13 protein-coding genes are annotated in these 16052 nt (G+C 73.5%); 4 read left to right on the forward strand and 9 right to left on the reverse strand.

Annotated elements, in window-relative coordinates; all coding sequences use genetic code 11:
* Window positions 1-5 precede the first annotated feature (5 nt).
* The 5 genes from ABD879_RS13420 to ABD879_RS13440 all read right to left on the reverse strand — a co-directional run bounded on the left by ABD879_RS13420 (window position 6) and on the right by ABD879_RS13440 (window position 6894).
* Entirely contained in the window at window positions 6-1724 is a 1719-nt protein-coding gene (locus ABD879_RS13420) for an ABC transporter family substrate-binding protein (protein ID WP_345021155.1), read from the reverse strand.
* On the reverse strand, window positions 1721-3730 hold the full coding sequence (locus ABD879_RS13425) for a dipeptide ABC transporter ATP-binding protein (protein ID WP_345021157.1): 2010 nt from the start codon (window positions 3728-3730) through the stop codon (window positions 1721-1723). Before ABD879_RS13425 ends, ABD879_RS13420 begins: the two co-directional genes overlap by 4 nt.
* Window positions 3727-4647 (reverse strand): ABC transporter permease, encoded by a 921-nt coding sequence (locus ABD879_RS13430; RefSeq protein WP_425549633.1) that lies wholly within the window; start codon window positions 4645-4647, stop codon window positions 3727-3729. The genes ABD879_RS13425 and ABD879_RS13430 overlap by 4 nt, the downstream gene beginning before the upstream one ends.
* Window positions 4648-4706: 59 nt before the next feature.
* Window positions 4707-5705 carry an ABC transporter permease gene (locus ABD879_RS13435; protein ID WP_345021161.1) on the reverse strand — a complete coding sequence of 333 codons (999 nt, stop codon included), beginning with the start codon at window positions 5703-5705 and terminating at the stop codon, window positions 4707-4709.
* A gap of 178 nt (window positions 5706-5883) precedes the next feature.
* The gene (locus ABD879_RS13440; protein WP_345021163.1) at window positions 5884-6894 is read right to left on the reverse strand and encodes a hypothetical protein; all 1011 of its coding nucleotides are present in this window, start codon (window positions 6892-6894) and stop codon (window positions 5884-5886) included.
* A gap of 101 nt (window positions 6895-6995) precedes the next feature.
* Here ABD879_RS13440 and ABD879_RS13445 point away from each other — a divergent pair, with 101 nt between their 5' ends.
* A complete protein-coding gene (locus ABD879_RS13445) occupies window positions 6996-7616 on the forward strand; it encodes a TetR/AcrR family transcriptional regulator (RefSeq protein WP_345021165.1) in 621 nt (206 codons plus the stop codon).
* Window positions 7617-8146: 530 nt separating this feature from the next.
* Here ABD879_RS13445 and ABD879_RS13450 read toward each other — a convergent pair.
* On the reverse strand, window positions 8147-8566 hold the full coding sequence (locus tag ABD879_RS13450; RefSeq protein WP_345021167.1) for an ankyrin repeat domain-containing protein: 420 nt from the start codon (window positions 8564-8566) through the stop codon (window positions 8147-8149).
* A gap of 331 nt (window positions 8567-8897) precedes the next feature.
* Here ABD879_RS13450 and ABD879_RS13455 point away from each other — a divergent pair, with 331 nt between their 5' ends.
* The gene (locus ABD879_RS13455; RefSeq protein WP_345021169.1) at window positions 8898-10799 is read left to right on the forward strand and encodes a sensor histidine kinase; all 1902 of its coding nucleotides are present in this window, start codon (window positions 8898-8900) and stop codon (window positions 10797-10799) included.
* 282 nt (window positions 10800-11081) lie between these two features.
* On the opposite strand, the gene dapF is transcribed toward ABD879_RS13455, so the two are convergent.
* Window positions 11082-11909 (reverse strand): diaminopimelate epimerase, encoded by an 828-nt coding sequence (gene dapF / locus ABD879_RS13460; protein ID WP_345021170.1) that lies wholly within the window; start codon window positions 11907-11909, stop codon window positions 11082-11084.
* Window positions 11867-12799: a tRNA (adenosine(37)-N6)-dimethylallyltransferase MiaA gene (gene miaA, locus ABD879_RS13465; protein WP_345021205.1), complete on the reverse strand. Its 933-nt coding sequence runs from the start codon at window positions 12797-12799 to the stop codon at window positions 11867-11869. Before miaA ends, dapF begins: the two co-directional genes overlap by 43 nt.
* Window positions 12800-12900: 101 nt before the next feature.
* Between miaA and ABD879_RS13470 the strand changes: the two genes are divergently transcribed.
* Complete coding sequence (locus ABD879_RS13470; protein WP_345021172.1) at window positions 12901-13095, forward strand: antitoxin; 195 nt, start codon at window positions 12901-12903, stop codon at window positions 13093-13095.
* Window positions 13096-13402: 307 nt separating this feature from the next.
* Here the strand turns inward: ABD879_RS13470 and miaB are convergent, their stop codons facing one another.
* The gene (gene miaB, locus ABD879_RS13475; protein ID WP_345021175.1) at window positions 13403-14932 is read right to left on the reverse strand and encodes a tRNA (N6-isopentenyl adenosine(37)-C2)-methylthiotransferase MiaB; all 1530 of its coding nucleotides are present in this window, start codon (window positions 14930-14932) and stop codon (window positions 13403-13405) included.
* Window positions 14933-15212: 280 nt separating this feature from the next.
* Here miaB and ABD879_RS13480 point away from each other — a divergent pair, with 280 nt between their 5' ends.
* A complete protein-coding gene (locus tag ABD879_RS13480) occupies window positions 15213-16043 on the forward strand; it encodes an amino acid ABC transporter ATP-binding protein (RefSeq protein ID WP_345021177.1) in 831 nt (276 codons plus the stop codon).
* Window positions 16044-16052: the final 9 nt, after the last annotated feature.

The following is a 16052-nucleotide window of genomic DNA, read 5'->3' on the forward strand; positions in this document are numbered from 1 at the left end:
GCGCCTCAGGGCCCGGCCGCGGCGCCGGTGAAGCCGATGTCCTCGTACGGGGGCTCGAAGAAGCCCAGCGCGCCGAGGTTGGCCAGGTCGCTGCGGACGGCGACGATCTGCGGCCGCTGGTAGACGGGCAGCACGATGGCCAGCCGCCAGATGAGCCGGTCGGCCTCGTTGATCAGGCGGCGCGCCTTGGCCGGATCGACCTCGTGGACGGCCTTCTCCAGCAGGGCGTCGATGGCGGGCGTGCCCACCCGGGCGTAGTTCTGCTGGATGCGGTCGCCGCTCGGCCGGGAGAACACCGAGCGCAGCGCCGACATGGGGAACGCGGTGCCGAGCCAGGAGAACGGCACGATGTCGAAGCCGCCCGGCGTGACGTACCGGTCGAACAGGTCGTCCACCGGAACCTGCCGCACGTCCACGCGGATGCCGATCCGGGCCAGCATGGCGCGGGTGAGGTCGCCCTCCTGCCTGCTGCCGGGCATCCCCGACGGCACGACGAAACGCAGCGCGAGCGTCCGGCCGTCCTTGACGCGGTACTTCCCCCGGCGCACCCAGCCCGCCTCGTCCAGCAGCCGCTCCGCCGCCGCCGGGTCGTGGCGGCCCAGGTCGCCGGAGTTGTCCTGGTAGCCCTCCTGGGTGTTCATGAAGAAGTGGTTGCCGAGGGTCTGGGCGGGCCAGCCCAGGTCCCCCAGCGCGGCCCGGGCGAGGGCGTCGCGGTCGATGCCCAGGATGACCGCGCGCCGCACCCGCACGTCCGCCAGCAGCGGGGACGCGGCGTTGAGCGTGAACTGCCGCCAGTCGGGGCCTCCCGCCCGGCGGATGTCGGCGTGGGGGACGCCCTCGGCCCGGCGCAGCGTGCCCGCGTCCACGTTGACGTCCATCAGGTCGATCTCGCCGTTGGCGAACGCCTCCGGCATCGCCGCCACGTCCATCGCCCGGTAGACGATGCGGTCGAGTTTGGCGGGGCGCCCCCACCACTGGGGGTCGCGCACAACGGTGACGGTCTTGGCCGTACGGTCGATCTTCTTCAGCCGGAACGGCCCGGCGGTGGGGCCCATCCGCCCCTGCCACCCGGTGTTGAACGTCACGGGATCCGACGTGGTGGACGCCGGGTACAGCGGGCTGAACAGCGCCTGCCAGTCCGCGTAGGGCCGGGCGAACCTCACCACCACCTCGCGGTCGTCGGCCCCCCGCTCGACACTGCGGATGTTGCGGTACCCGGTGTTGATGGCCACCTGGTACCGGGGGTCGCGCCCGGACAGGGCCCGCGCCTGCGCCGCGAAGTCGCGGTAGGTGATGGGGGTGCCGTCCGACCACCTCGCCCGGGGGTTGAGCCGGTAGGTGACGACCTGTTCGGGACGTTCCCGCGTCACCCGGGCCGACTCCACGTACTCGGGGACCGGGTGCGGCACCGCCTTGGCGTCGACCCGCATCACGTGGGGCAGCAGCCCCTGCAGGACGTTGGTGACCACGCTCTTGGTGCCGTTGACGTGGTGGAAGTTCCACTGCGTGGGGAACTCGGGCAGCGGCCACCGCAGAGTGCCCCCGTCCCGGATCTGCTCACGAGGCGTCCGGTTGACGTCGGAGGCGGGCAGCTTGCGCGCGTCCACCCGGGGCCTGTCGGCGGTGCCGCGGCATCCGCCCGCTCCGGCGAGCAGCGCCACGGCCAGGCCGATCGCGCAGACGGCGCGCGGCAGCGGCTCGACGGCGAAGAGGCGGCGGCTCACTTGACGCCTTCCGCGTGGTGGCAGGCGACCAGGCGGTCCGCGGACGGGTCGAAGACGCGCAGGGCCGGATCGCTGGTCTCGCACCTGCGCCGCAGGGCGTCGTTGCGGAGCGCCGTGTACCGGGGGCAGCGCGGGCGGAAACGGCATCCGGCGGGCGGCGCGGAGGGATCGGGCGGGTCGCCCTGGAGCGGGATGCGACGGCGCTTGCGTTCGCGCAGGGGGTCGGGCAGCGGGACGGAGTCCAGCAGCGCGCGCGTGTAGGGGTGGGCGGGCCTCTGGTACACCGCGGACGCGGCGCCGACCTCCATCAGCCGGCCGTGGTACATGATGGCGACGCGGTCGGCGACATGGCGCAGCACCGCCAGGTCGTGGGCGACGAACAGGTACGACAGGTCGAGGCGGGCGCGCAGCTCGTCCAGCAGCTCCAGGACGCCGGCCTGCACGGACGCGTCCAGGGCGGCGACGGGTTCGTCCAGCAGCAGCAGCCGCGGCTCCAGGGCCAGGGCCCGGGCGATGCCGACGCGCTGGGCCTCCCCGCCGGACAGGCCCCGCGGATAGCGGCAGGCGTGCTCCTCCCGCAGCCCGACCACGCCCAGCAGCTCCCGCACCCGCAGCGAGATCTTCGGACCGGGCATGCCGTGCGCGGACAGGGGCTCGGCGAGGATGTCGGCGACGCGCATGCGCGGGTCCAGGGACGAGAACGGGTCCTGGAACACCACCTGCAGGTCGCGGCGCAGCCGTTTGCGGTCGGCGGCGGCGAGCGCGGCGGTGTCCTCGCCGAAGACGGTGATGCGGCCGCGCTGGGGCCGGGCGAGATTGAGGATCTCCATCAGCACGGTGGTCTTGCCGCAGCCCGACTCCCCGGCCAGCCCGAGCGTCTCCCCCGCGCGCACGTCGAACGTCACCCCGTCCACGGCGTGGACCGGCCGGTCGCGCCGCTGCCGGTAGTGCCGGACCAGGTCCTCCACCTTCAGCACGACCGGCCGCTGGTGGCGCGGAGGGGCCTGGGGAAGGCGCGCCGCCGGCCGGTAGGGGAACACCGCGTCCAGGTCGGCGGTCGCCTCGATGTTGAGGCACGCGGCGCGGTGGCCGCCCGGCCCGACCGGCGCCGGTTCGGGGACCGTGTCGCCGCACCGCGGGAGCGCCACGGGGCAGCGCGGCGCGAACGCGCATCCCGCAGGCGGCGCGGACGCCGACGGCGGCGCGCCGTCGATCGGCACCGGGCGGACCGCCCCGTCGGCGCGCGGCAGCGACCTGAGCAGCCCGATGGTGTACGGCATGCGCGGCCGGTGGTAGATCTGGTCGACCGGTGCGGTCTCCACGGCGCGGCCCGCGTACATCACCATGACGCGGTCGGCGACGCCGGCGACCACGCCCAGGTCATGGGTGATCAGCAGGACGGCCGCCCCGGTGGCCTCCCGGGCGACCCGCAGCACGTCGAGGATCTGCGCCTGGACGGTGACGTCCAGGCCGCCGGTGGGCTCGTCGGCGACCAGCGCCACCGGATCGTTGGCGATCGCCATGGCGATCATGACGCGGCGCCGCATGCCGCCGGAGAACTCGTGCGGGTAGGCGCGGGCGCGGCGGGGCGCGTCCGGGATGCCCACCAGGTCCAGCAGTTCGACGGCGCGCGCGCGGGCGGCGCGGCGGGTGGCGCCCGCGTGCACCCGGATCGTCTCGGCGATCTGGTCGCCGACGGCGTGGACGGGGGTCAGCGCGGAGAGCGGGTCCTGGAACACCATGGCGATGTCGCGTCCGCGCAGGCGCGACATCTCCGCGTCGGAGCGGCCGACCAGTTCGCGGCCGCGCAGCCGCACCGAGCCGCGCACGTCCGCGCCGGAGGGGGACAGGCCGAGCACGGCCAGGGCGAGGGCGGTCTTGCCCGAGCCGGACTCGCCGACGACGCCGAGGACCTCGCCGGCCCCCACCTCCAGGCTGATGCCGCGGACGGCCCGCACGCCCGGCGGGTAGGTGACGTGCAGGTCCCGTACCGTCAGGACGCTCATGTGCGCCCCCCGTACCGCCACGGCATGCGCGGCCTGGGGCGGGGCCGGGGGTGCTGGGGGACGGCCGGGTCGAGGACGTCGCGCAGCCCGTCACCGGTCAGGTTGACCGCGACGACGATGAGGACCAGCAGCCCCCCGGCGAACCCGAACAGCCACGGGTAGGCGAGCGCGGTGCCGCTGCCGTCGGCGATGAGGGTGCCCAGCGAGGTGTCGGGAGGCCGCACCCCGTAGCCGAAGTACGACAGGGCGCTCTCGGCGATGATGGCCACGCTGACCCCCAGGCTCGCGTCCACGATCAGCAGCGACGCCAGGTTCGGCAGGATGTGGCGGGCGATGATGCGGGGGGTGCTCACCCCCAGGAAGCGGGCCGCCAGGACGTATTCGCGGTGGCGCAGCGACAGCGTCATGCCGCGCACCATGCGGGCCGTCACCATCCACATGAACGCGGCCAGCAGCGGTATGAGCAGGGGCCAGCGTCCCCCCAGCGCCGGGGACAGCACGGCGACGACCAGGAACCACGGCAGAACCAGCAACAGGTCCACCCCCCACATCAGCAGCCTGTCGACCCAGCCGCCCAGGTATCCGGCCACGGCGCCCACCACCGCCGCCAGGCCCGTCGACAGCACGGCCACGCACAATCCGATGAGCAGGGACTTCTGCATGCCGCGCACGGTCAGCGCGAACACGTCCCGTCCGCTGCCGGTGGTGCCGAACCAGTGCTCCGGCGACGGGGGCCGGCGGAACGCGGTGAAGTCGATCTCGTCGTGGCCCCAGGGGGACACCAGGGGCCCGGCGAACGCGAGCAGGAACAGCAGGGCCAGCAGCACGAGCCCCGTCACGGCCCGCCCGTTGCCCAGTACGCGCCGCGCCGCAAGCGCGCGCGGCGAGGGCAGGTCGAGCGGGCCCGCGACGCTCATCCCGCCGTCCCTCGCATGGCCGCCGCCCCACGGGCCGCGGCCCCTCGCACCGTTGCCGCTCACGCCGCCCTCCTCCGCACGCGGGGGTCGAGGACGACATACGCGACGTCCGACAGCAGCCCGGCCAGCAGCACGGCGGCGGCGGCAAAGCAGTTGACGGCCGCCACCACGTTGACGTCCCCGCGCGTGATGGAGTCGACCAGCCACTCCCCCAGCCCGTGCCAGCCGAAGATCTTCTCGGTGAACATCGCGCCGAGCAGCAGCAGCCCGAACGTGTAGGCGAAGTAGGTGGTCATGGGGATCAGCGCCGTGCGCAGGCCGTGCCGCAGCAGCGCGTCCCTGCGGCGCAAACCCTTGGCGCGGGCGGTGCGGACGAAGTCGGCGTCCAGCACGTCCAGCATCATGGCGCGCTGGTAGCGGCAGTAGAGCGCGAACTGGGCCAGGGCGATGGTGGCCGTGGGCAGCAGCAGGTGCCGGATGCGGTCGCCGAAGCCGCCGAGCGCGCCGAACGGCCCCTCCCCCGCCCCCGGAGACGACTCGCCCACCCACTCGAACAGGCGCAGCCCGGTGAACTCGTTGACCTGCCTCGCGGCGAGCTGCAGCAGCACCGCCAGCACGAACACCGGCACGGCCAGCAGCAGGAACGACCCGAACGTGATGAGCCGGTCGGCCATGCGGCCGTTGCGGGACGCCGCGTACACCCCCAGCAGGACCCCCAGCACGCCCCCGAGCACCGCGCCCGCCGCCAGCAGCCGCAGGCTGACGCGCAGCCGCCGCCACAGCTCGTCGTTGACCGGCTCCCCCTGCCAGGTGCGTCCGAAGTCGCCGTGCAGCACGCCCCGCGCCCAGACCGCGTAGCGCTGCGGCAGCGGGGTCTCGTCGTTGAGGTTCAGCCGGGTCAGCTCGGCGTCGACGACGGCGTCGGGCGGGCGCGGGCTGCGGTCGGCGTAGTTGGAGCGCGGGTTCAGCGCCGCGGCGGCGAGCAGGTAGGCGGCGCTGGCGGCCAGCACGACGAGCACGGCGTGCCCGGCCAACCGCCGCAGCAGGAACGTCGTCATGCCACCCCCCTCCCCGAGCACGCGACGTGACGGAATGCTACTAATCGCTCACTCTAAGCGCGGGACGACGAGCCGATCTCGGCGGGTTGGCCGTGGGAAAACCGCTGGTCCGGGCGCATACATGGGACGACCCCGGCGGGCGGCGGGCCCACCGGGGTCGGGAAGGAGCGAATCGGCGTCAGTGCACCGGGACGGGCTCGCCCCGGGCGCCCTCGGGCGCCTCGGCGCGGCGGCCGCGCAGCCCGCCGACGGTCATCAGCAGGGCGCCGAAGGCGATCCAGCAGAGCAGCACGGCCAGGGGCGCGCCCGCTCCCGCGCCGTCGAAGAAGGCCACCGACCGCAGCAGCGTGGCCGCGGCGCCGGGGGGAAGCAGCTGGCCGAGGTCGCCCCACGGCTGGGGCAGCATCTCCGGCGCCGACGTGGCGGCCGACAGCGGGTTGCCGATCAGCATGAACAGCACCGCGCCGACGCCGATGCCCGGCCGCCCCATCACCGAGGTGAAGCCCGTGATCACACCGGCCACGGCCGCGATCGCCAGCGCCATGACGCCCGCCACGGCCAGGTACGAGCCGGGGAGCACGGAGAGCCAGCCCTGGGCGAGCGCGGCCGCGCACGCCCCGCCCAGCAGGGCGATGCCCGTCACCGCCACGGCCCGCCGGCCGATGCCGTGAACGAGGAAGGTGACGATGACCGCGGCGGCCAGGCTGGACATCACCAGGGGCAGCGCCAGGGCGCCGAAGCCCGCTCCCCTGGGGTCGTCGGGGTCGGCCGCCACCACGTCGCGGACGGGAACGGCGGGCGTGGCCGAGGGCGACATGTTCTGGGCGAGCTGCTGGAGCACTTGCGCGACGGCCGGCGAGGCCGCGGACGCGACGAGCACCTGGGGCCCCTGGGGGGTGGTCACGATGGCGCCGTAGGCGTCGCGGTCGGTGAGCGCCTCCCGCGCGGCCGCCTCGTCGGGGAGGGTCTTGACGTCGAACGCCCCGGGCCGCTGCTGCTCCAGTCGCTGGGCCACCGCCTGCGCCTGGGGCCCGGCGACGACGATGGGCAGGTCCTGGGGGGCGCTGCGCGCCGCCGGCCAAGCGAACGCGACGAGCATGAGGAACTGGACGACCACGACGGCGACGATGATGCCGGCGATCCGTCCTGCCTGCGTGGGGGACGCAGCGGGGGACGCGGTGGGGGACACGGCTGCCTCCTGACGAAAGCGAACGTTCGTTCTTTATGACGCTCAGCGTGCCGGAGGGGCCGGGGTTTGTCAAGAACGAATATTCGTTTTACATTGTGGCCATGCCGCGAGTCAGCGAAGCGCACCTGGAGCAGCGCCGGCAGCAGATCCTCGACGCCGCCCGCGCCTGCTTCATCCGCAAGGGCTTCCACGAGACGTCGATGCAGGACATCTTCGCGGAGGCCGGCCTGTCCGCCGGGGCCGTCTACCGGTACTTCAAGAGCAAGACCGAGATCGTCGAGTCGATCGCCTCCGAGGCCATCGCGATGATGGGCGGGACGCTGCACGAGATCGTCGCCGAGGACCCGCCGCCGCCCCCGGAGGAGGCCCTGGAGCGCCTGATGACGCACATGGTGGAGATCGGCGAGTCGTACCTGGGCTCGTTCGCGCTGGCGCCCCAGGCGTGGTCGCTGGCGATGCACGACTCCGGCTACAGGGAGCACATCGCAAGCGTCCTGCGGCCCGTGCACGCGCTGTGGGCGACCTACGCCGAACGCCTGCGCGACGTCGGCATACTGCCTCCCGACACCAATCCGCAGGCGGTGGCCAAGACGCTGCTGGCGCTGCTTCCCGGCTTCATGGTCCAGCGGGTCATCCTCGGCGACGTCTCGCCCGAGACGATCCGCGACGGGCTGTACGCCCTCAGGCACAGCACCGCGGCGCCGCCCGAGTCCTCCTCCTGAGCCCAGCCCCGCCCGGCGCGGACAGAGCGCTTCGACCGGCCCGTCGCGCCCGCACCCACCGGCGCGGCGCCCTCAGCCGGACCGGCCGCAAGCCATGGCCTGCGGCAAGGCCGTTCGGTGCAACGGTGCCTCGAACCCGCCCCTGTCGAGGTTCGAGGCCCGCCCTGCGAGGCGGCCGTGAACGCGGCCACCGGACGTCCGGCACGGCCACGCCATGGAAGACGTGGCCGTGACCGGGGCGTGTGCTCTGCCGCCCTGCCGTCGCGTGAGCGGCGGCAGTACTCCGTCTGGCGACACCCTCATCGTGTGCGGAGACGAGTCCCGCCGTCCTGAGGCGCCCGCCCCCTTCGCCTCAGGACGCCGCGTCAGGAACGCGTGCCGACCACACGTCACCGGACCCAGCGCCCACGCCACAGAGCCCAGCCGCAAGGAGACGGACCACGTGCGGTACGAAGTTCGGGCAGTGTTCGGGCCGTCGCCTACCGCGCCGCACTCACGGCAACGGCCGAACGCGGCACGACGCGGCGCCGTCAGGAGGTCCGGCCCTCGGTCGCCCCGTACCTGCGCAGCAGTTCGATGAGCTCCCTACGGTCGCCGGGGATGCGCCCGTGGGCGGTGTAACCGTCGTCGTTGCGCAGGTGGACGTCGGCCCCTGCCTCCAGGAGCAGGCGTGCGCATTCGACGAAGCCGCCGTTGCACGCCCAGATCAACGCTGTTCCGCCGCCCGCGTCCCGCCCGTCGACGTCGGCGCCGCGCGCGAGCAGCACACGCACGATCTCGGGGTTCCCGCGCGCGGCCGCGGTCGACAGGGCCCGGAACAGGAACGGAGCCGGCAACCGCGGGTCCACCGCGTTCGGATCGGCGCCGCACGCCAACGCGTGTTCGACGGCCGATGCGTCGCCTCGTTCGATGGCCTCGAACAGGGCCGTGTCGGCCGCCTCCGGATCCATGCCACCCCCCGAGCCGCGAAGGCGCCGCCACGGAGGGCGCCCGCCGACGCCGGCAGATCGACCCGCACACTGCTCACGGGCGCGCGCCTGGACTCCTCCCCCCCTACCGGACGGTCGAGCGGGCGTTCTGGTTCCAGCTCAGGTGACGGAAAGGTGTCCATAGCCGGACACGTAAAAGCGCGGGGTGAGCAGCAGGACGCTTTAACATTCCATTACTTCTTTCTCGGTAGGGGTCGGGAGCGCCTTCGACATGGGCACGGTGCAGCGGGGCCGGGTAAGGGGCAGGGGCGGAGCGGTCTTAGCGCTGGCTCTGTGCGCGGTGCTGGCGGCGGTGGGGTCGCTCGTACTGGGGTGCTGGCTGCCCGCCGACCGCCGGATGGTGTGGTGGCACCCCGAGATCCTCGTCGCGGTGATCTGGGCGCCCACGGCGGCGCTGCTGCTGCGGTACCGGCCGGGGCTGCGGGTCGGCTGGGTGATGCTGGGCAGCGGCGTCAGCGCGGGCGTGTACGTGCTGGCGCTCAACCTGGGGCCGCTGTCGCAGCTGCACGGCTGGGCCGGGGCCTGGCTGTGGACGTGGCTGGGCCAGTGGCTGTGGGCGGTCGACACGTTCGTGCTCACGCTCGTCCTGCCGCTGATCTTCCCGGACGGGCGGCTGGTGTCCCGGTGGTTCGCGCCGGTGCTGGCGGCGGCGTGCACCGTGCCGCTGATCGTGTGCGTGCACCTGACCGTCGACCCGGAGGCGCGGCAGTTCCACAACGGCGTGTCGGTCTACCCGTTCCAGGACATCCCGCTGCCGATCAGCGCGACGATCCTGGGGACGCTGGCGCTGGCGCTGACGTCGGTGGCGATCCGGTTCGTGCGTTCGTCGCCCGAGGTGCGCAGGCAGATCGCCTGGGTCGTGTACCCGGGAGTGATCGCGATGGCGGTCATCTACGTCGGGGAGACCACCCCGATCGGGGACGTGGTGCGCAACGTGTCGGTCGCCGGCGTCCCGCTGTGCGTGGCCGTCGCCATCACCCGGTACCGGCTGTTCGACATCGACCTGGTCATCAGCCGGACGCTGGTCTACTCGGGGCTGATCGTCATCATCACCGGCGTGTACTTCGCGCTGCTGGGGATGGCCAGCCTGGTCGCCGCGGAGCGGGGGCCGCTGGCCGGGCTCGCCGGGGCCATCGCGGCGGGCGCGGTGTTCGAGCCCGCGCGGCGCCGCCTGCAGGCCGCCGTCGACCGGATCATCCACGGCGAGCGCGACCCGTACCGCATCGCCGACCGGCTGCAGGCGCTCATGCAGACCGCCCCCGGCCCGTCCGGCGCCCTGTCGATGGCGACGGAGGCCGTGCGGGAGGCGCTGCACGCCACGGGCGTGGCCATCGAGGTGACCGACCGGGACGGGCGGCTGATGTCGGCCGAGAGCGGCTCCCTGGGCGAGCGGCCCCAGCGGGTCCCCCTGGTGTGGTACGGGGAGACGGTGGGGCGGCTGCTGTTCGACCCCGCCCCGGGGCGCCCGCCGGACCCGCGGCTCACCGGCGTCCTGGCCCGCAACCTGGCGGAGCTGGCCAACGCGGCCCGGCTCGCCGCCGATGTGCAACGTTCCCGCGAGCGCATCCTGCGCGCCCGCGAGGAGGAGCGCCGCAGGCTGCGCCGCGACCTGCACGACGGGCTGGGCCCCACCCTGGCGAGCCTGGCGATGACGGTGGACGCGGCCCGCGTCACCCTGCGGAGCGACCCCGCCGCCGTCGACGCCCTGCTGGAGAACCTGCGGTCGATGATGGGCCGCACCATAGGCGAGGTGCGCGACCTGGTCTACGACCTGCGTCCGCCCGCGCTGGACGACCTGGGCCTGGCCGGCGCCATCCGCGCCCTGGGCGGGGTGGTGTCCACCGGGAAGGGCCCGCGGGTGGACGTGCAGGTCGAGGGCGACCTGACGACGCTGCCCGCCGCCGCCGAGGTCGCCGCGTACCGCATCGTGCAGGAGGCGCTGACCAACGTGCACCGGCACGCCAAGGCCGACGCGGCGGTGGTGCGGCTGCATCTCAACGGCGACCTGCACGTCACCGTCGGGGACGACGGCGTCGGCCTGCCGTCCGAGCCGCGCGCCGGGGTGGGCCTGACGTCCATGCGGGAACGCGCCGCCGAGCTGGGCGGCTACTGCACGGTGGGGCCCGGCCCGAACGGCGGCACGCTGGTGCGCGCCTGGCTGCCCATCTCCAACGGCAACCACGGGCACGGCTGACGTCCTAACGGCGCCCACCCGTGCCCGGGTGCCCGTCCCCGCGCCTTCCGACGACGCCCCCGCGGCATCCGTCGGGGCGCGAGAGTGGAGGGCCGGCGACCGCCCCCCGCCAAGAAGGATGCCGCCGGCCCTCGGGCACGTCCGCGGAACCGGGGCTCCCTTCCCGGCCCGCGGGTGCCATCCACCAGAGGGTGTGCAGGTAGAACGCTAGGCCGGGCGCGGTCCCGGGGGTCAGGGACAAAGGTCCCGACCCTTCCGGGAACCCTTTGCTTACTCCGCCGGTCACAGCCAGTCGGAGCGGATGTCGCCCTCGGCGACCAGAACGGCGGGGCCGCTCAGGTGGCTGGTGACGCCGTCGAAGGTGACGGTCAGCCGCCCGCCGGGCACGTCCACCGTCCACACGCCCTCGGGGATCGTCCCGGTGTCGGGGTCGATGGCCGCCGCTGCCGCCGTCGCCACGGTTCCCGTGCCGCAGGAGCGGGTCTCCCCGCAGCCGCGCTCGTACACGCGCATCTCCAGGTGCCGGTCCCCCACCGCGCGGAAGAACTCCACGTTGACCCCCTCGGGGAACACCTCCGGGTCGAAGGAGGGGGCGCGGGTCAGGTCGAGCGTCGCCACGGGCTCGTCGACGGGGCACGCCAGGTGCGGGTTGCCCATGGACACGCGGACGCCGGTGTAGGTGCGTCCGTCCACGGCGGCCTGCCCGGCCCCCAGCGGGACGGGGGCGCCCATGGCGACGCTCACGTCACCGGTCGCCCCCAAGGAGACCCTCCGGAGCCCGGCCCGGGTCGCGACGTTCCACTCGCCCGGCCCCGCCAGACCCGCGTCCACCAGGTAGCGGGCGAAGACGCGGACGCCGTTGCCGCACATCTCGGCGACGGAGCCGTCGGCGTTGCGGTAGTCCATGAACCACTCGGCGTCGTCGGCCGCGGCGGCGTGGGCGTCGCCCATGGCCTTGGTGCGGACGACGCGCAGCACGCCGTCGGCGCCGATCCCGGCGCGCCGGTCGCACAGCCGCGCCACCATGGCGGGCGTGAGGTCCAGGGAACCGCCGGGATCAGGCACGATCACGAAGTCGTTCTCTGTCCCGTGTCCCTTGACGAAGCGCATGTGGTCGATCGTATCCGCAGCGCGCGGGCCACCAGGTCGGGCGCGTCGTAGGGGAGCCAGTGCACGCGGGGGTCGCGGCGGAACCACGACTCTTGGCGGCGTGCGAACCGCCGGGTGGCGCGGATGGTCTCCTGTTTGGCCTGCTCCTCGGTCCACTCCCCGGCCAGGTACCGCAGCACCTGGGCGTAGCCGAGGGCGCGGGAGGCGGTGAGCCCGTTGCGGATGCCCTGCCGCTCGAGCTCGCGGACCTCGTCGACCAGCCCCGCCCGCCACATGCGCTCCACCCGCGCCGCGATGCGCCGGTCCAGCTCGGGACGGGGCACGAGCAGGCCGATCTGTACGGCGTCGTGGCGGTAGCGGTGCTCGGGCAGGGTGGCGCTGAACGGCCGCCCCGAGATCTCGATCACCTCCAGGGCCCGGACGACGCGGCGCCCGTTGCTCGGCAGGATCGCCTGGGCCGCCTTGGGGTCCACCTCCTGCAGCCGTCCGTGCAGCGCGTGGGAGCCGACCTCGGCGAGCTCCTTCTCCAAGCGCGCGCGCACCGCGGGGTCGGTCCCGGGGAACTCCAGGTGGTCCAGCGCGGCCCGCACGTACAGCCCGGAACCGCCCACCAGCACGGGCGTGCGGCCCCGCTCCCGGATGTCGGCGATGGCCCGGTCGCTGAGCCGCTGGTACTCGGCCACGCTGGCGGTCACCGTCACGTCCCACACGTCCAGCAGATGGTGCGGGACGCCCCGCATCTCCTCGGGGGTGAGCTTGGCCGTGCCGATGTCCATGCCCCGGTACAGCTGCATGGAGTCGGCGTTGACGGCCTCGCCGTCCAGCCGCAGCGCCAGCTCCACCGCCAGGTCGGACTTGCCGGCGGCCGTCGGGCCCACCACGGCGATCACATCGGGTGAGGTCACGGGCTTAATTGTGGCAAGCGTGCGGGTATAGACGGTTCATACGGGCGCTCTCCGGGGCGTCGCACACCAATTCGGGGGGAATGAGCATGTCCATCGTCGACAAGGTCAAGTCGATGCTCGGCCAGCACTCCGACAAGGCCCGGCAGGGCGTGGAGAAGGCCGGACACAAGATCGACGAGAAGACCGGGGGCAAGTACTCCGACCAGATCCACGAGGCCGAGGGCAGGGCCGACGAGTACATCGACCGCAGCCGCCGGGGCGACGCCGACCGGCCCGAATAATCAAGCGTCCGGTCCGCCGTCGGATGGCCCGCGGCGCGGTGCGCCCCGCGGGCCGACGTCGCGGCGCGCACGGGGCGGCCGCTCCGGCAGGTGGTCGTGCTCGCGGGCCGCCCGAAGCGCGCGGCTGCCTTGCCGCGGAACCGGCGCGCCGCCCCAGGCGGCCGTCTGCGCCCTTGCCGGGCGTCAGATCCGGTCCGGAGCCGGTGGCGGGCGGGCGGATGCGCGCATCGCCCCGGCGAGGAGCACGTCCCCGCCCCCTCTGCGGCGGCGGAGGCGGGCGGAGACCCGCGCAGCCCGGTACGGCGCCTCAGTGGGCCGAGCAGGCGGACGAGGCGGGCTGCGCCGCGGGGCGCCCGATGGTCGGCATGCCCAGCGACACGGTCGGCCTGGACTCGCCCCGGCGCGCCTCCCAGGCGTCCCCCGCCCGGGTGCGGCGCACGGCGCGCACCGGCCCGTCGGCGACCAGGTGGTGCGGGGCGGCGTAGGTGGCCTCCACGGTGACCATGTCGCCGGGGCGGACGGGCTCGTCCGGCGCGCGGAAGTGCACCAGGCGGTTGTCGGGGGCGCGGCCGGACAGCCGCCGCGTCTCCCCGTCCTTGCGCCCCTCGCCCTCGGCGACGAGCACCTCCAGGCTGCGCCCCACCAGCTTCTTGTTCTCCTCCCAGGAGATCTGCTCCTGGAGGGCGACCAGACGCTCGTAGCGCTCCTGCACGGCCTCCTTGGGCACCTGGTCGTCCATGGCGGCCGCCGGGGTGCCGGGACGCTTGGAGTACTGGAAGGTGAACGCGCCGGAGAAGCGGGCCTCGCGCACCACGTGCAGGGTCTGCTCGAAGTCCTCCTCGGTCTCGCCCGGGAAGCCCACGATGATGTCGGTGGTGATCGCCGCGTCCGGGATCGCGGCCCGGACCTTCTCGATGATCCCCAGGAAGCGCTCCTGCCGGTAGGAGCGGCGCATCCGCTTCAGCACCCGGTCCGAGCCGGACTGCAGCGGCATGTGCAGCGACGGCATGACGTTCGACGTCTCGGCCATCGCGGCGATGACGTCGTCGGTGAAGTCCTTGGGGTGGGGCGAGGTGAAGCGCACCCGCTCCAGGCCCGCGACGCCGCCGCAGGCGCGCAGCAGCCCCGCGAACGCCGACTGGCCGCCCGCCGTCATCTCCCGGACGTCGTCGGGGGCCGAGCCCAGCGCGCCGAACCCCGAGCCGTAGGCGTTGACGTTCTGGCCGAGCAGGGTGATCTCGATGACGCCCTCGGCGACCAGCGCCTCGATCTCGGCGAGGATCTCGCCGGGGCGGCGGTCGCGCTCCTTGCCGCGCAGCGACGGCACGATGCAGAAGGTGCAGGTGTTGTTGCAGCCGACGGAGATCGACACCCATGCCGCGTACGGCGACTCGCGCCGCGTCGGCAGCGTCGAGGGGAAGGTCACCAGCGACTCTTCGATCTCCACCTGCGCCTCGCGCCGCACGCGGGCGCGCTCCAGCAGGGCGGGCAGCGACCCGATGTTGTGGGTGCCGAACACCACGTCCACCCACGGCGCGCGCTTGACGATCGCGTCGCGGTCCTTCTGCGCCAGGCAGCCGCCCACCGCGATCTGCATGCCCGGGTGCCCGTCCTTGACCGGGCGCAGATGGCCCAGGTTGCCGTACAGCCGGTTGTCGGCGTTCTCCCGGACGGCGCAGGTGTTGAACACCACCACGTCGGGTTCCGCGCCGTCGGCGCGCACGTATCCGGCCGCCTCCAGCAGCCCGGCCAGGCGCTCGGAGTCGTGGACGTTCATCTGGCAGCCGTAGGTACGGATCTCGTACGTACGGGCGCCGCTGTCTGCAGGTGCGGTCATGGCAATCACCAAGGGTACGCGCCGCCCCGGGCACCGCGCGCCGCTCCGGCACGCCCGGGCGCCCGCTGTCAAGGTCACGAAGCGGTACCGGCCCCGGGCACGGCGGCACCCGCGGGGGCGGAGGGGAGACATGTGCCCTGACGTGCGATCATCGTCGCGCGGCGGCGCGCCGGCCGGGGCCCCGGAGCCCGCGAACATGCCGCCGACGTGCGGATTCGTGATCGTATCGGTACCGCTCCGAAGCCGGAGCCCCGCCGCGGATGTCGTAAAGTCCGAGCCCATGACGGACAGCGGAGGCGGGCCCGACCTCGGCAAGGACGTGGCCGAGGAGGTCACCAAGGTCGACGGCGGGCCCCAGGACGACAACGCGGGCGCGGCGCCTCTCGTCGTGGTGGAGAACGTCAACAAGCACTTCGGCGATCTGCACGTCCTCAGGGACATCAACCTTACGGTGAACCGCGGCGAGGTCGTGGTCATCATCGGGCCGTCCGGCAGCGGCAAGTCGACCCTGTGCCGGTCGATCAACCGCCTGGAGGCCATCGACGGCGGCAGGATCCTGGTGGACGGCAAGGAACTGCCCAAGGAGGGCAAGGAACTGGCCAGGCACCGCGCCGACGTGGGCATGGTCTTCCAGTCCTTCAATTTGTTCGCCCACAAGACGATCCTGGAGAACGTCACCCTCGGGCCGATCAAGGTGCGCAAGGTCCCCAAGCAGGAGGCCGAGAAGCACGCGATGGAGCTGCTCGACCGGGTCGGGATCGCCAGCCAGGCGCACAAATACCCCGCCCAGCTGTCGGGCGGGCAGCAGCAGCGCGTCGCCATCGCGCGCTCGCTGGCCATGAAGCCCAAGGTCATGCTGTTCGACGAGCCCACCTCGGCGCTGGACCCGGAAATGGTCAACGAGGTGCTCGACGTGATGACCGAGCTGGCCCGGGAGGGCATGACCATGATCGTGGTCACCCATGAGATGGGTTTCGCCCGGCGTGCGGCGAACAAGGTCGTTTTCATGGCCGACGGTCAGATCGTCGAGGAGAACACCCCCGACGAGTTCTTCACCAATGCGCGCACCGAGCGCGCCAAGGACTTCCTCTCCAAAATCCTTACGCACTGAGAGCAACGG

Source organism: Actinomadura keratinilytica (assembly GCF_039539665.1).
Taxonomy (GTDB): Bacteria; Actinomycetota; Actinomycetes; order Streptosporangiales; family Streptosporangiaceae; genus Spirillospora; species Spirillospora keratinilytica.

Bases quoted from the DNA above. Each gene is read 5' to 3' on its own strand.
- ABD879_RS13430 (WP_425549633.1), bottom strand. From the start codon at position 4,647: ATGAGCGTCGCGGGCCCGCTCGACCTGCCCTCGCCGCGCGCGCTTGCG.
- ABD879_RS13470 (WP_345021172.1), top strand. From the start codon at position 12,901: ATGTCCATCGTCGACAAGGTCAAGTCGATGCTCGGCCAGCACTCCGAC.
- ABD879_RS13445 (WP_345021165.1), top strand. From the start codon at position 6,996: ATGCCGCGAGTCAGCGAAGCGCACCTGGAGCAGCGCCGGCAGCAGATC.
- ABD879_RS13450 (WP_345021167.1), bottom strand. From the start codon at position 8,566: ATGGATCCGGAGGCGGCCGACACGGCCCTGTTCGAGGCCATCGAACGA.
- miaB (WP_345021175.1), bottom strand. From the start codon at position 14,932: ATGACCGCACCTGCAGACAGCGGCGCCCGTACGTACGAGATCCGTACC.
- ABD879_RS13425 (WP_345021157.1), bottom strand. From the start codon at position 3,730: ATGAGCGTCCTGACGGTACGGGACCTGCACGTCACCTACCCGCCGGGC.
- dapF (WP_345021170.1), bottom strand. From the start codon at position 11,909: ATGCGCTTCGTCAAGGGACACGGGACAGAGAACGACTTCGTGATCGTG.
- ABD879_RS13480 (WP_345021177.1), top strand. From the start codon at position 15,213: ATGACGGACAGCGGAGGCGGGCCCGACCTCGGCAAGGACGTGGCCGAG.
- ABD879_RS13435 (WP_345021161.1), bottom strand. From the start codon at position 5,705: ATGACGACGTTCCTGCTGCGGCGGTTGGCCGGGCACGCCGTGCTCGTC.